This is a genomic window from Pseudomonas sp. WS 5051 (assembly GCF_012985715.1).
GTDB lineage: Bacteria > Pseudomonadota > Gammaproteobacteria > Pseudomonadales > Pseudomonadaceae > Aquipseudomonas > Aquipseudomonas bubulae.
Genome location: NZ_JAAQWV010000007.1, coordinates 272,498 through 285,385, shown reverse-complemented (window position 1 = coordinate 285,385; position 12,888 = coordinate 272,498). Strand labels below are relative to the sequence as shown.

Sequence of the window (12,888 nt, the reverse complement as noted above, 5' to 3'; positions counted from 1 at the left end):
TTTCGTTTCCCTACGGTATATCCTTGTTTTTTTCATTTGCGTTGGAGCCTTCATGGACAACAGCACCACCCAGAACAATGAACTGGTCTCTGCAGTCGGCCGCACCATGGCCGTGCTTGAAGCGCTGGCCGAGCACCCGGAAGAGAGTGGCGTGTCCGAAATCGCGCAAAAACTGGATATGTCAAAAAGTACGGTCTATCGCTTTTTGCAGTCGCTCAAGGCCCGTGGTTATGTGGTTCAGGATGCTGAAGACCGCTACCGCCTGAGCGTGCGGTTGTTCGAACTGGGTGCCCAGGCCCTTCCCCATCTGGATATCGTGCGCGAAGCCGAGCCGGGGATGCGCCGGATCAACGAACTGACCGGGGAAACCGTGCACCTGGGCATCCTCGACGAAGGCAGCATCGTCTACGTGCACAAGATCGACTCCAAATACAACCTGCGCATGTATTCGCGTATCGGCCGTCGGGCGCCGCTGTACTGCACCGGCATCGGAAAGGTGCTGATGGCCTGGCTGAAAGAGGATGAGTTGCTGGCACATTTGCGCGAAGAGAGCTTCGAGCGGCGTACCGCCAACACCCTCACCAGCATCGACGAATACCTGCAGGAACTGGCTGTGGTACGCCAGCAGGGTTATGGCGAAGACCATGAAGAATTTGAAGACAACATGCGTTGTTTATCAGCCCCCATCCGCGACCGTTTCGGCCATGTGATTGGCGGCATGAGCGTATCCTTCCCGTGCTTTCGCTTTCGTGAGGAACTGAAACAGGACTACGTCAAACAACTGATGGAAGCCTCGCAGCAGGTTTCAAGTCAGTTGGGCTGGCATCCGCAAGGTTAAAGTAGGGGGCTGTTGCGCTGTGTGGTAAAGCGCAGCCCCTGCGCTAACGCGAATACAACCCAACTGCAATAAACACCTTGAATGCGATAAACTGCCCGCCGTTTAAAAAACGGCAAGGACTTCACCGGCTAGCCTCTCGCACAAGGATCGTCATGTTCAAACCCTCTTTCCCCCTCGCCCTGACAGCGGTGCTGCTTGCAGGTTGCCAGTCAGCGACCATTGACCCCGATAGCCCGCCCAAGCTCACCCAAGCCCAGGAAAAGGAGCAGGCGGTACAACGCGGTGTGTATGAAAAACTGATCAGCAGTGTGCTCGCCCGTGAGGGCGACCTGGCTAATGCCCAAGGGCGCGATGGCAGTTTCAATCTGATGCTGACCCTCGATGACAAGAACCGCATCATTGGCTGCGGCACTCAACCCAACAAGAAAGTGGATGCCAGGGTTTACCCCTACAATCGCAAGCTGGCTCTGGACCTGCGGTCGATCTGCTGGACAGCGGTGTTCCCCGAGCTGCCCTCGTCACTGATCGACCCCAAGAGCAAGACGGCAAGTGTCGTGGCGCCGGTTCTGGTGTATCCATTGGTTGGGCTTTCCCCCGAGACCCGGGCACGGCGCGATGCGGCTTTGCAGGACAAGGCGCAAAACGACTTTTTGTTCAAGCAACTGCTCGCGCCGATGCCCATCGACAGCATTGGTGTCGCCACGCTGATGATGATGACTGACAGCACCGGCCAGGTGCGCGAATGTGCCGCCAGCCTTGATCCGCACGCCATGCGCCCTTCTGAGTTCAGGCATGACGATGGGTTGCTTGCAGGACTGGTTCAGCGCTGCAAGCAACTGGACTTGAGCGCCATGCCGGGCTTTGTGCCCAACACCCTGGGCATGAGCAGCGCGTTTTATCGCGTCGAGTACACGCCCTGGAAAGCCGGGCTCAAGCCCGCTCAATCGCAAAGTTGTTCCACGACTGGCTCACAGGCATCAACTCAAGGCTGTTGATATTGATGTGCGCCGGCTGGTTGAGAATCCAGAAAATCGTTTCGGCTATGTCCGCTGGCTGAATCGCCTGGGCGCCGGCGTAGACCGAATCATATTTGGCCTTGTCCCCGGCAAAGCGCACCAGCGAAAACTCGCTCTCGCACAGGCCAGGTTCAAGGTTGGTGACGCGCACGCCGGTACCCTGCAGGTCACAGCGCAGGTTCAATGAGAACTGCCGCACAAAGGCTTTGCTCGCGCCATACACATGACTGCCAGGGTACGGCCAGTTACCGGCAATAGACCCCAGATTGACGATGCCTGCCCCGGCACCGTGAGCGATCAACCGTGGCAGCAGCAAGCGCGTGCTGTACAGCAGGCCCTTGATATTGGTGTCGACCATGGTCTCCCAGTCATCCAGCGAACACTCGGGGGCTGGCGCGGTGCCCAAGGCCAGCCCGGCATTATTGATCAGCACGCGTAACCTGCTGAATTCCGCAGGCAGATGTTCAATGGCCTGCTCCATCGCGACACGGTCACGCACGTCCACCACCAGCGGCAAGATTCTGGCTTGCGCACACAGCTCGTCAGCCAGTGCATGCAGGCGCTCGGCCCGGCGACCGGTAAGCACCAGCGACCAGCCTGCGGCAGCAAAACGACGGGCACAGGCTTCGCCAAAACCGGACGTGGCACCGGTAATAAAAACAGTCGGCATCATAGACAGCTCCTTGGGATCGATCAGGACCACGACCGGCCCAGCAGACCAACGCCTGCCAGCACCAGCAATAGCCATTGGGTAAAACGGGCGGCCTGTTCGGCCTGGATACGCGCGAACAATTGTTGCCCCAGCCACAGCCCCAGCAGCAGCGCAGGCAGCATCAGCAATGCCTGCCGGCCTGTGCCGGGGGGGATGGCCAAAGCCACCGCCAGCCCGGCCAGCGCCGCAAGATCGACGGCAAAAAAGAACATGATCAGCGTCGCTCGCAACGCCCGGGCCCGCAACCCGCAGTGGCTGAGCCACGCCACTACCAGCGGCCCGCCAATACTGAATGCGGCGATCAACGCCCCGCTGCTGCCCCCCACCAGCCAGGCACCGGCGCGACCCTCGCCCATCGGCAGGCGAATACGCGCCAGACCCAGAATCGCCAGTAGCCCCACCAACAGGTAGACCCCCACTGTCAGCCCACCGCTGTCGATACCCGTCAGCAACCAGATACCGCACGGCACTCCGCACGCGGCCGCCAGCAGCAGGCGTTTGAGCAGCGGGTAATGCGCCTCGCGCCAGGCACTGCGCAACAGCATCACACTGGACCCCACCTCCAGAAACAGCACCAGCGGCACCGCCTGTTGCAGCGACCCGAGCATCGCCAGCCCGACCACGGCAATGGCCGCAAAACCAAACCCCGTGAGCCCGCGCACCACAGCCGCCACCAGTACGCACAGCGCACTCAGGGCCCAACTTGCTTCAGGGTTCATACACTGCTCCAGGGTGCTCAATGGCGCCACTGTAGTCAGCCGCGCGCCCCGAGGCTTAGATCCAGTCGGGGCTTTCGATGGGGCCAGAACTGGCCCTATCGAAAACCACATCTGGATCTAAGGATTGCCCCCGGCCGTGACTAGTCTGCGAGCAACTGGCCGCACCGGACCGACCCTCAGGAGTGACATGCATGGCGACGAATCTGAACCACCAATGGATGCCTTTTACCGACAACCGTGAGTTTCACCGCGCACCGCAGTTGTTCGTCCGCGCCGAGGGCGTTCGTTACTGGAATGCCGAGGGCCGCGAACTGCTCGATGGCAGCTCCGGGTTGTTTTGCAGCGCTGCCGGCCATGGCCGTACCGAGATCGCCGAGGCGGTGTGCAAGCAATTGCTGACCCTGGATTTCACCCCGCACTTTCAACGGGCTTCGCCGTTGTCTTTCGAGCTGGCGGAACGCTTGAGCGACTTGTTGCCTGCTGGCCTGAACAAACTGTTTTTCACCAACTCCGGCTCCGAGTCGGTGGACAGCGCGATGAAAATTGCCCTGGCCTATCACCGTGCTCGCGGCGAAGCCCAGCGCACCCGGTTTGTGTCCCGCGAGTGGGCTTATCACGGCGTCAACTTTGGCGGCGTGGCCCTGTCGGGGATGATGCGCAACCGCCAGGCCTTCGCCACCGGCGGCCTGCCCCACGTCAGCCATATGCGTCACACCTGGCAAGAGGACCAGCGCTTTCAGTTGGGCGAACCGCAGCAGGGCGCCGACCTGGCCAGCGACCTGGAACGGATCATCGCCATGCATGGCGGCGACAGCATTGCTGCCTGCTTTGTGGAGCCGATTGCCGGCTCCATCGGCGTGTATGTGCCGCCTGTGGGCTACCTCAAGCGCCTGCGCGACATTTGTGACAAACATGGGATTTTGCTGGTGTTCGATGAAGTCATCACAGGTTTTGGCCGCACCGGCCAGGCGTTTGCAGCACAGAGCTTTGAGGTGAAGCCGGACCTCATCACCCTGGCCAAGGCCCTGACCAATGGCGCAATCCCGATGGGTGCCGTGGCGGTGGACGAGGCGGTTTACGACACAGTGATCAATGCCAGCAAAGGTGGCGGCCCGGAACTGTTCCACGGTTATACCTACTCCGGGCACCCGGTGGCCTGTGCGGCAGCGCTGGCTTCGCTGGATATTTACCGGGATGAGGATTTGTTTGCCAAGGGCGCGCAACTGGCGCCGTATTTTCTGGAGTGCCTGAGCGGGTTGCAAGGCCTGCCACAAGTCAGCGACTTGCGCGGTTATGGGTTGCTCAGCGGAATACAGCTGACGCCGGGGGATGCGCCGGGAGCCAAAGGTGCGCGGGTGCAGAGGGCGCTGTATGACGCCGGGCTGCATGTTAAAACGACCGGGGATGCGATCATCTTTGCCCCGGCGCTGGTGACTGGGCGGGCGGATTTGGATGCGATGTTTGAAGTGTTGAGAGAGACGTTGGGGCGGGAGGTTTTGTAAGGCTAAAGCAAGTCCCTCACCCTAGCCCTCTCCCAGAGGGAGAGGGGACTAAAAGCAAAGGCAGAACTGACCGCACGCGGCTGCGAGATCACCCCCCATCAAGCGCCCTCTCCCTCTGGGAGAGGGCTGAGGTGAGGGGCTTTCAGCTCGCGCCACGCTTCACCCAGCGCCGCAATCCCCGGCTCGATCAGTTCTTCGGCAATCGCCCCGAAGCCCAGCCGAAAGCAGTTGAGCGGGCGCGGCTCGCTCAAATAATGAATATCCCCCGGTTCGATCAACACACCACGCCTGGCCACCAGCCGCTGCAACACCCAGGCATCCACATCCGGCGGGCAACTGACCCACAGCGACGAGCCCCCCGCCATGCCGCTGGCATTGAGTTGCGGCAAATGCTCGGCCATTGCCCGACTGATCACCCGCCACTTGCGCGCCAGCCGGTCGCGCAACCGCCGGGCATGGGCATCGTAATGGCCCATCGATAAAAACAGCGCCAACGTACGCTGGTTGTTCGACGGCGGATGCCGGTAGATGTAACGGCGCAGCGCCCGCAGTTCATGGATCAGCTCGGCATCCGCGGCAATAAATCCCAACCGTACCCCCGGCAGCAGGCTTTTGGTCAAGCTGCCCAGATAGATCACCCGTCCGCTGTCATCAAAACTCTTCAAAGCCGGATGGTTGCTGCCCAAAAAATTCTGTTCGTTTTCGTAGTCGTCCTCAATGATCAACAAGTCATTTTCACGGGCACTGGCCATCAGCTCCAGGCGTCGGTACAGCGGCATGGTCACGCCAGTGGGCGACTGATGGCTGGGCGTGCAAAACACCATCTCGCAGTCGGCCAGTTGCTCATTGACCACCAGCCCCTGGCGATCAATGCGCAGCGGTTTCAACGCGCAGCCACTCAGGCTGAAAATATTGCGCGCGTCCACATAGCCCGGATCCTCCAGCCCCATCACCAGCCCCGGGCGGCCCAGCAGCCTGGCGAGCATATACAGCGAATTCTGCGTGCCGATGGTGATCATCACTTCCTGCGTCGACACGCTGATCCCGCGTTTGGGCAACACACGCTGGACAATCTGTTCGACCAACAACGGATCGTCGAGCATCACTTGATCATCGACCCAACTGCGCATATGTGCGCCAGTGCTGGCGATGCGCGAACAGTCGCGCCAGCGGGCAGCGGTTTGCTCATCCGCCTCGACCTGACCATAGATGAACGGGTAGCGATACTCACGCCAGTTGCGCGGCTTGACGATGGCCCGCAACTGCGACGCACTGCTTTGCAGGCGCGCCTCCCAGTCCGGTGCATGGTCGGGGCGCTCGAAGATTTTTTGCGTGGCGGGTTTGAGGCTGACATTGAGCTGCTGGCGCAGGTACTTCTCGTTGATAAAGAAACCGCGCCGGTCCGATGGGATCAGATAACCATCCTGCACCAACTGCTCATACACCAGCACCACAGTATTACGCGACACGTTGAGCAGCTCACATAGCTTGCGCGATGACGGCATCGGCTCACCGGGCGGCATGGCACCGTCCAGAATCGCGCTGAGCAAGCTCTCGCGCAGTTGCTCCTGTAAGCCCCGGCCAGCTTCGAAGGGTCGAAAATAACGCTCCAACATGGTTCAAGCTCCTGGCCCGGCGCCCCGTCATGGCGCACCCAATGCGCTACAACCCTTGCCACACAAGGCCTGCAACGACCTCTGGCACCACAGCTTGCAGCAACTGGATCTAAAGCAAGCGCCGAGCCAGCGCCTAAGATCGGGCTGACAAAAACACAGACATCCCCCAGCCCGGAGTCTCACCATGCTCAAGCCCCTGAACAAATGGATCCGTCGCACCGTCTTGTTGCCCCTTACCGCTCTGAGCCTGGTAGTCACTGCCCACGCTCAGACCGTGACCATCGGCGTGCAAAGCATGTTTGCGCCCTGGAAAGACGCCATCGCGCAAAAGCAGTTCGAGCAAGCCACCGGCTGGGATATCCAGTGGCGCAACTTCGACAGCGGCGGCGACGTGATGATGGCCATGGCCTCGGGCGATGTGCAGATCGGGGTCGCCGGCAGCAGCCCGATTGCCGCCGCCGTGAGCCGCGGTGTGGATGCGCAATTGTTCTGGATTCTGGACAACATTGCCGATGCCGAGGCGCTGGTGGTACGCAATGGCAGCGGTATCGTCGCGCCACAGGACCTGGCCGGCAAAACCCTCGCCGTACCCTTTGTCTCCACCACCCACTTTCACGCGTTGTTTGCCCTTGAGCAGTTCGGCCTGACCGGCAAGGTCAAGGTTATCAACCTGCAACCTTCGGATATCCCCGCAGCCTGGGAGCGCGGTGATATCGACGCGGCGTTTATCTGGGATCCGGCCCTGGGCCGTCTCAAGCAAAGCGGCCATGTGCTGATGACCTCGGGCCAACTGACCGACTGGGGCAAGGCCACCTTCGACGGCCTGGTGGTAGATAAACAATTCGCTGCCGCCAACGGCCCCGGCATGCAGGCGTTCACCCAGGTGCTGCAAGACAGCACCGCGGGTTACGTCAAGGCGCCAAAATCCTGGACCGCCGACTCGCCGCAGGTCATCAACGTGGCCAAGCAGTCCGGGGCCAAACCTGAAGAAGTACCACCGGTGCTGGCGCTGTACCAGTTCCCGCTGGCCAGCGAACAGGCCGGCCCGACGTGGCTGGGCGGTGGCGCTGCCAAGGCACTGGCCGCCACCGCCGAGTTCTTGAAAGCTCAAAAGAAAATCCCGGCCTTGCTGCCTGACTACAGCGCGGCGATCAACCCGACGTTTGTGCAAAACGCCCAATAACCCGCTCCCACAGGGCATCAAGTTAATTGACGAGGAACACGCCATGCCCCTCAGCCTAAAAATTCATGATGTGTCGGTGCTCTACCCCGGGCAGCAAAAGGGTCAGCCGGTAAGGGCTCTGTCCGGGGTCAATCTGGACATTGCCGCCGGTGATTTTGTCGTCGCCCTGGGTGCTTCAGGGTGCGGCAAGACCACACTGCTCAACCTGATGGCCGGGTTTATCCAGCCCAGCAGCGGGGTAATTACCCTGGGCGACTATCACGGCCAGGTGCCCGAGCGCATCGACGGCGCCGAGCTGCGTGACCAGGTCACCGGCCCCGGCGCAGAACGCGGTGTGGTGTTCCAGAAACATGCGCTGCTGCCGTGGCTGAATGTGATCGACAACGTGGCCTTCGGTCTCAAGTTGCGCGGTATCCCCAAGGTCGAACGCGAAGAACGTGCCCTGCATTTTTTGCAGTTGACCGGGTTAGCGGAGTTTCGCGATCACGCCACTTATCAGCTGTCGGGCGGCATGCAGCAACGTGTCGGGATTGCCCGCGCCCTGACCAATGACCCGAAGATGCTGCTGCTCGACGAGCCCCTCGGCGCACTGGACGCCCTGACCCGCGAACGCTTGCAGGAACTGATCCTGGAGATCTGGCAGCGCACGCAAAAGATGATGTTTTTTATCACCCATGACGTCGAAGAAGCGCTGTTTATGGCCACCCGACTGATCATCATGTCGCCACGCCCGGGGCGTATCACCCACGAGTTTTCGGTGGATTTCGGCCAGCGCTTTCTCAAGTGCCGCGACGCTCGCGCCGTAAAATCCAGCCCCGATTTCATCGCCCTGCGCGAGCAGATCCTGAGCATCATCCACGGTGACGAGGAGGCAGCGTAATGAGCCTTTTGGACGAAAAACAACGCAATGCCGTGCTGCGCACCCTCCATGAACTGCGCCGCGCCGCGCCGGCAAAGCCGGGCGAGCAATATGGCGCACCGGGCAACGGCTCCAGTATGGGGCTGAGCCTGGGCACGATTTGTGTCGTGTTCGCCTTGTGGTTTTTCGCCACCAATGGCGGTTGGATCAAGCCGCTGTTTTTGCCCTCGCCCCAGGCGGTATGGGCGCAGATCGTGGATGTCAGCCGCGACGGGTTTGCCGATGCCAGCCTGTGGACACATATCGGCTGGAGTGCCCTGCGGGTGTTTGGCGCGTTTGCGCTGGCGGTGCTGACGGCAATCCCGGTGGGTATTTTGATGGGCGTCAATCGGGTGGCCCGAGGCGTGTTCGACCCACTGGTGGAGTTTTACCGCCCGCTGCCGCCGCTGGCCTATCTGCCGTTGGTGGTGATCTGGATGGGTATCGGTGAAGGCTCAAAAATCCTCCTGATCTACCTGGCGATGTTTGCCCCGCTGGCACTCAGTGCCCGGGCCGGGGTCAAGTCGGTGGCCATTGAGCAGATCCACGCGGCCTATTCGATGGGCGCCAGCCGCGGGCAAGTGCTCAGGCAGGTGATCATGCCGGCAGCCCTGCCGGAAATTCTGACCGGCATGCGCATCGCCATCGGCTTTGGCTGGACCACCCTGGTGGCCGCCGAAATGGTCGCGGCCACGGCCGGGCTGGGCTTTATGGTGCTGACGGCGTCCAAGTTCATGGCCACTGATGTGGTGATCATGGGCATTCTGGTGATCGGAGCGCTGGCCCTGCTGTTCGATCTGGGCATGCGCTGGCTGGAGCGCAAACTGGTGCCGTGGAAGGGCCGGGGATAAATGAAAACCCGTAGCCGGCCCAGTGGGAGCGAGCCTGCTCGCGAAGGGCGTTCGCGAGCAGGCTCGCTCCCACAGTCGCAGGTCTTAGCGCACCAACCCGCGCAACAGGGTCACGGTCTGCTCGCGCACGATGCCCATCAGCATGGCGTAACGCTCGGCCGTCAGTGTGTCCCAGCCCAGTGACTTCAGCGAGCTGGTGCGGGTCAGGTGAAACGGCAGTAACTGCCCGGTCAGGGTCATGGAGCGCAGGATGCATTCTTCATCACTGGCATCCGGGCCCATCAGCCGCGAAATGATTCCGCTGGTCACGCCGATAATGCGCTGGCCTATACGCTGGCTGATCATTTCTTCACCGGCGCTGGGGCCCAGCCCCGCCTGCTCCCGCGCATAGAACTTGCGCCAGCTGTTGGTACGGTTGGACACCAGCATGAATTCGGCAATCTTGCTCTGGATGGCGCAGAAGGTGTCGATCAGCTGTTCGGTGTCCGGCCGCGTGCCCAGCAGCGCCTGGGCCGCTTCGATGGTCGGCGCCAGGTAATCCCAGATCCGCTCCACCATGTACTCGGTGCAGGCGCTATACACCCCTTCCTTGTTCTTGAAGTAGTAATTGAGCGCCGGTGCATTAACCCCCGCCAATTCGGCGATATCGCGGGTCGAAGCGCCCTCGTAGCCACGCTCGCCAAACAGGTTGAGGGCCGCTTCGATAATTCGCGCACTGGTTTCATCCCCACACGTATAGCCGCCTTCGCTGGCAGGTCGGCGCCGGTGAATCGTGGTCATGGGCTTCTCCTTGATCGATGAAGACGGGAGTGTGCCTGAATTTATATCGATTGACATAATTTTACCGATCGCAATAATTGTTACAACCGATAACAATTGAGAGCACCATGACCGCACATCAGGCCCTAGACCCATCGATCAAGATCAGGCCCAAACGCCAGCCTGGTAAAACCCTGGCGCTGGGTGCTCTCGGCCTGGGCGCGCTGCTGGGTGCTGCCATATGGGGTGCACACTGGTGGAATGTGGGGCGTTTTATCGAAAGCACCAACGACGCCTACCTGCAGGCCGACAGCCTGAGCGTAGCCGCCAAGATCGCAGGCACGGTGAGCGAGGTGTATGTCAGCGACAACCAGAACGTCAGCGTCGGCCAGCCGCTGGTGCGCCTCGATGTGCGGACTTATCAGGCTGCGCGGGAAAAATCCGAAGCGGCCATTCGCGCAGCCGAGGCCGATATTGCCCGGGGCGAAGCCGAGCTTGAACAGCACGGCGCGTCCATTGCCCAGGTGCAGGCGCAGCTGGAAGGCGAAAGCGCCAACGAGCAGTACGCCGCCGCCCAGGTCAAACGCTACGCGCCCCTGGCCGAAAGTGGCGCCGAGACGCAGGAGCGCATGGCCGAGCTGCGCAACGCCCTGCGTCAGGCCAGCGCAAGGCGGGCTGCCCAGGCGGCGGCACTGAACGTTGCCCAGCGCCAATTGCACACCCAGCGCGCCGCCATTGAACAAGCCCGTGCACAACTGGCCAGCGCCCAGGCCAGCACCCGCCAAAGCAAGCTTGATGAACAGGACACCGTGGTTTACAGCTCCCTGGCCGGCCGCGTCGGCAGCCGCTCGGTGCGGGTGGGCCAATACCTGCAACCCGGAACGCGCCTGATGACCATAGTGCCCCTCGATGAGGTCTACCTGACCGCCAACTTCAAGGAAACCCAGATCGAGCGCATGCACCCCGGCCAGACCGTGGCGGTGCATATCGATGCCTGGCCGGGGATAAAATTTGAGGGTGTGGTTGAAAGCCTGTCGCCCGGTACCGGCTCACAGTTCGCCCTGCTGCCGTCCAACAACGCCACCGGCAACTTCACCAAGATCGTACAGCGGGTGCCGGTGCGCATTCGCCTGAACCCCTCTGCCGATAAAGGCATTGAGTGGATGCCGGGGCTGTCGGCCACTGTCGACGTCGACACCCATCGTGGCTAGTGCTGTTGCTGCATCCGCAGCGCTGCAACCGCCCCGGGCAAACGCCAGTACCAGCGACTGGATTGTGGTCTTTGCTGGCGCATTGGGCGCGTTGATGGCCACGCTGGACATCTCCATCACCAACGCCGCCCTGCCTCAGATTCAGGGCCAGATTGGCGCCTCTGGCACCGAAGGCACATGGATCTCGACCGGCTATCTGATGGCTGAAATTGTCATGATCCCGTTAACCGCCTGGCTGACACGGGTGTTCGGGCTGCGCAATTTCCTGATCGGCAACGCGATTCTGTTCAGTCTGTTTTCGATCCTGTGCGGCATTAGCGAAACCTTGCCGCAGATGGTCATTGGCCGGCTCGGCCAGGGCTTTGCCGGGGGGGCCATGATTCCCACGGCGCAGGTGTTGGTGGCCACCCGCTTACCGCGCCATCAAATGCCCATCGGCATGACAATGTTCGGCCTGATCGTACTGCTCGGGCCACTGCTGGGCCCGGTATTGGGCGGCACCCTGACCGAAAATTTCAGCTGGCGCTGGTGTTTCTTTCTGAACATTCCGGTGTGCGCCTTGCTACTGGTGATGCTCAGTCAGGGTCTGAAAAAAAGCCCGAGCAACTGGCAAGCGTTTATCAAGGCCGACTGGCTGGGGATTATCGGCCTGACCGTGGGCCTTAGCGCCATGACCGTGGTACTCGAAGAAGGCAATCGCGAGCGCTGGTTCGAGTCTTCGCACATCATCGGCCTGAGCCTGCTGGCGGTGTCCGGGATCGCCTTGCTGCTGATTGCCCAGAGGCTGTCGAAGACGCCGATTGTGCGTCTGAAACTCCTGCTCAATCCGCGCTTTGCCAGCGTGATCGCGATTGTATTTGTGGTGGGCTGCGGACTGTATTGCGTGGCCTTTGTACTGCCGCAATTTCTGAGCAATATTGCCGGTTTCAATGCTCAGCAATCCGGAGCGGTGATGCTGATGTCGGGTTTGCCGGCGTTTTTGATGATGCCTGTTTTGCCACGCCTGCTTGGCCGCGTGGATACCCGCATCATGGTCATGCTTGGCCTCGGTTGCCTGGCCAGCAGTTGCCTGTTGGCCATGGGGCTGACCGCCGACAGCGTGGGCGAGAATTTCACTCGCACCCAACTGCTGCTGGGCCTGGGCCAGGTAATGGCGATGATGCCGCTCAATCAGGCCTCCATGAGCTGCGTGCCGGCCCACGAGGCGGGTGAGGCTGCGGGTATCTACAACATGGCGCGCAACCTCGGCGGCTCGGTGGGGCTGGCGCTGCTGGGGACGTTTATCGAACGGCGCAGCAGCTTCCATGATGCCACCTTGCGCGATGCCGTAAGCGTACAGTCGGTCGAAGCTCACACTCAGCTTGCAGCGTCCGCCCAGGGCTTTTTCGCTGAGCACGGCGATCTCGCCCATGCCCAGCTCCAGGCACTGGGTCAACTGGCCGGGCAGATCCAGGTTCAGGCGCAAGTGATGACCTACAGCGAAACCTTCTACGTGCTCGGCATCGCCTTGCTTTTGTGTCTGCCCCTCGCCCTCTTTCTAAAAAAACCGCCTGCCGGTACGCCATTGAACACAGGACACTGAC

General features: G+C 61.2%; 12 protein-coding genes. 8 read left to right on the top strand and 4 right to left on the bottom strand.

Annotation, left to right across the window (positions count from 1 at the left end; genetic code table 11):
- The first annotated feature begins 52 nt into the window (after nt 1-52).
- A complete protein-coding gene (gene kdgR / locus HBN79_RS14250) occupies nt 53-838 on the top strand; it encodes a DNA-binding transcriptional regulator KdgR (RefSeq protein WP_095018322.1) in 786 nt (261 codons plus the stop codon).
- A gap of 152 nt (nt 839-990) precedes the next feature.
- Complete coding sequence (locus HBN79_RS14245) at nt 991-1,833, top strand: hypothetical protein (protein WP_169916823.1); 843 nt, start codon at nt 991-993, stop codon at nt 1,831-1,833.
- On the opposite strand, the gene HBN79_RS14240 is transcribed toward HBN79_RS14245, so the two are convergent.
- Nucleotides 1,769-2,527: an SDR family oxidoreductase gene (locus HBN79_RS14240; protein WP_169916822.1), complete on the bottom strand. Its 759-nt coding sequence runs from the start codon at nt 2,525-2,527 to the stop codon at nt 1,769-1,771. The two genes, HBN79_RS14245 and HBN79_RS14240, sit on opposite strands and share 65 nt — an antisense overlap.
- A gap of 20 nt (nt 2,528-2,547) precedes the next feature.
- Nucleotides 2,548-3,285 (bottom strand): sulfite exporter TauE/SafE family protein, encoded by a 738-nt coding sequence (locus HBN79_RS14235; RefSeq protein WP_095018319.1) that lies wholly within the window; start codon nt 3,283-3,285, stop codon nt 2,548-2,550.
- A gap of 191 nt (nt 3,286-3,476) precedes the next feature.
- Here HBN79_RS14235 and HBN79_RS14230 point away from each other — a divergent pair, with 191 nt between their 5' ends.
- Nucleotides 3,477-4,787: an aminotransferase class III-fold pyridoxal phosphate-dependent enzyme gene (locus HBN79_RS14230; RefSeq protein WP_095025435.1), complete on the top strand. Its 1,311-nt coding sequence runs from the start codon at nt 3,477-3,479 to the stop codon at nt 4,785-4,787.
- A gap of 98 nt (nt 4,788-4,885) precedes the next feature.
- On the opposite strand, the gene HBN79_RS14225 is transcribed toward HBN79_RS14230, so the two are convergent.
- Nucleotides 4,886-6,403 carry a PLP-dependent aminotransferase family protein gene (locus HBN79_RS14225; protein WP_169916821.1) on the bottom strand — a complete coding sequence of 506 codons (1,518 nt, stop codon included), beginning with the start codon at nt 6,401-6,403 and terminating at the stop codon, nt 4,886-4,888.
- Nucleotides 6,404-6,587: 184 nt separating this feature from the next.
- Here HBN79_RS14225 and tauA point away from each other — a divergent pair, with 184 nt between their 5' ends.
- From tauA to HBN79_RS14210, 3 genes are read left to right on the top strand one after another with little or no spacing between them, the layout of a single operon-like run.
- Nucleotides 6,588-7,586, top strand: coding sequence for a taurine ABC transporter substrate-binding protein (gene tauA, locus HBN79_RS14220; RefSeq protein ID WP_169916820.1), 999 nt, complete (start codon nt 6,588-6,590; stop codon nt 7,584-7,586).
- A 43-nt stretch (nt 7,587-7,629) separates the two neighbouring features.
- On the top strand, nt 7,630-8,466 hold the full coding sequence (locus tag HBN79_RS14215; protein WP_095001501.1) for a taurine ABC transporter ATP-binding protein: 837 nt from the start codon (nt 7,630-7,632) through the stop codon (nt 8,464-8,466).
- The gene (locus HBN79_RS14210; protein WP_095020356.1) at nt 8,466-9,335 is read left to right on the top strand and encodes an ABC transporter permease subunit; all 870 of its coding nucleotides are present in this window, start codon (nt 8,466-8,468) and stop codon (nt 9,333-9,335) included. Before HBN79_RS14215 ends, HBN79_RS14210 begins: the two co-directional genes overlap by 1 nt.
- Before the next feature lie 84 nt (nt 9,336-9,419).
- Here the strand turns inward: HBN79_RS14210 and HBN79_RS14205 are convergent, their stop codons facing one another.
- Nucleotides 9,420-10,115, bottom strand: a complete 696-nt coding sequence (locus tag HBN79_RS14205) for a CerR family C-terminal domain-containing protein (RefSeq protein ID WP_095001503.1) — start codon at nt 10,113-10,115, stop codon at nt 9,420-9,422.
- Nucleotides 10,116-10,222: 107 nt separating this feature from the next.
- Between HBN79_RS14205 and HBN79_RS14200 the strand changes: the two genes are divergently transcribed.
- Nucleotides 10,223-11,305, top strand: a complete 1,083-nt coding sequence (locus tag HBN79_RS14200) for an HlyD family secretion protein (RefSeq protein ID WP_095018314.1) — start codon at nt 10,223-10,225, stop codon at nt 11,303-11,305.
- Nucleotides 11,298-12,887, top strand: a complete 1,590-nt coding sequence (locus HBN79_RS14195) for an MDR family MFS transporter (protein WP_095001505.1) — start codon at nt 11,298-11,300, stop codon at nt 12,885-12,887. Before HBN79_RS14200 ends, HBN79_RS14195 begins: the two co-directional genes overlap by 8 nt.
- Nucleotide 12,888: the final 1 nt, after the last annotated feature.

Excerpts from the sequence above, each read along its gene's own strand:
- kdgR (WP_095018322.1), top strand. The coding sequence starts at position 53 with ATGGACAACAGCACCACCCAGAACAATGAACTGGTCTCTGCAGTCGGC.
- HBN79_RS14245 (WP_169916823.1), top strand. The coding sequence starts at position 991 with ATGTTCAAACCCTCTTTCCCCCTCGCCCTGACAGCGGTGCTGCTTGCA.
- HBN79_RS14240 (WP_169916822.1), bottom strand. The coding sequence starts at position 2,527 with ATGATGCCGACTGTTTTTATTACCGGTGCCACGTCCGGTTTTGGCGAA.
- HBN79_RS14235 (WP_095018319.1), bottom strand. The coding sequence starts at position 3,285 with ATGAACCCTGAAGCAAGTTGGGCCCTGAGTGCGCTGTGCGTACTGGTG.
- HBN79_RS14230 (WP_095025435.1), top strand. The coding sequence starts at position 3,477 with ATGGCGACGAATCTGAACCACCAATGGATGCCTTTTACCGACAACCGT.
- HBN79_RS14225 (WP_169916821.1), bottom strand. The coding sequence starts at position 6,403 with ATGTTGGAGCGTTATTTTCGACCCTTCGAAGCTGGCCGGGGCTTACAG.
- tauA (WP_169916820.1), top strand. The coding sequence starts at position 6,588 with ATGCTCAAGCCCCTGAACAAATGGATCCGTCGCACCGTCTTGTTGCCC.
- HBN79_RS14215 (WP_095001501.1), top strand. The coding sequence starts at position 7,630 with ATGCCCCTCAGCCTAAAAATTCATGATGTGTCGGTGCTCTACCCCGGG.
- HBN79_RS14210 (WP_095020356.1), top strand. The coding sequence starts at position 8,466 with ATGAGCCTTTTGGACGAAAAACAACGCAATGCCGTGCTGCGCACCCTC.
- HBN79_RS14205 (WP_095001503.1), bottom strand. The coding sequence starts at position 10,115 with ATGACCACGATTCACCGGCGCCGACCTGCCAGCGAAGGCGGCTATACG.
- HBN79_RS14200 (WP_095018314.1), top strand. The coding sequence starts at position 10,223 with ATGACCGCACATCAGGCCCTAGACCCATCGATCAAGATCAGGCCCAAA.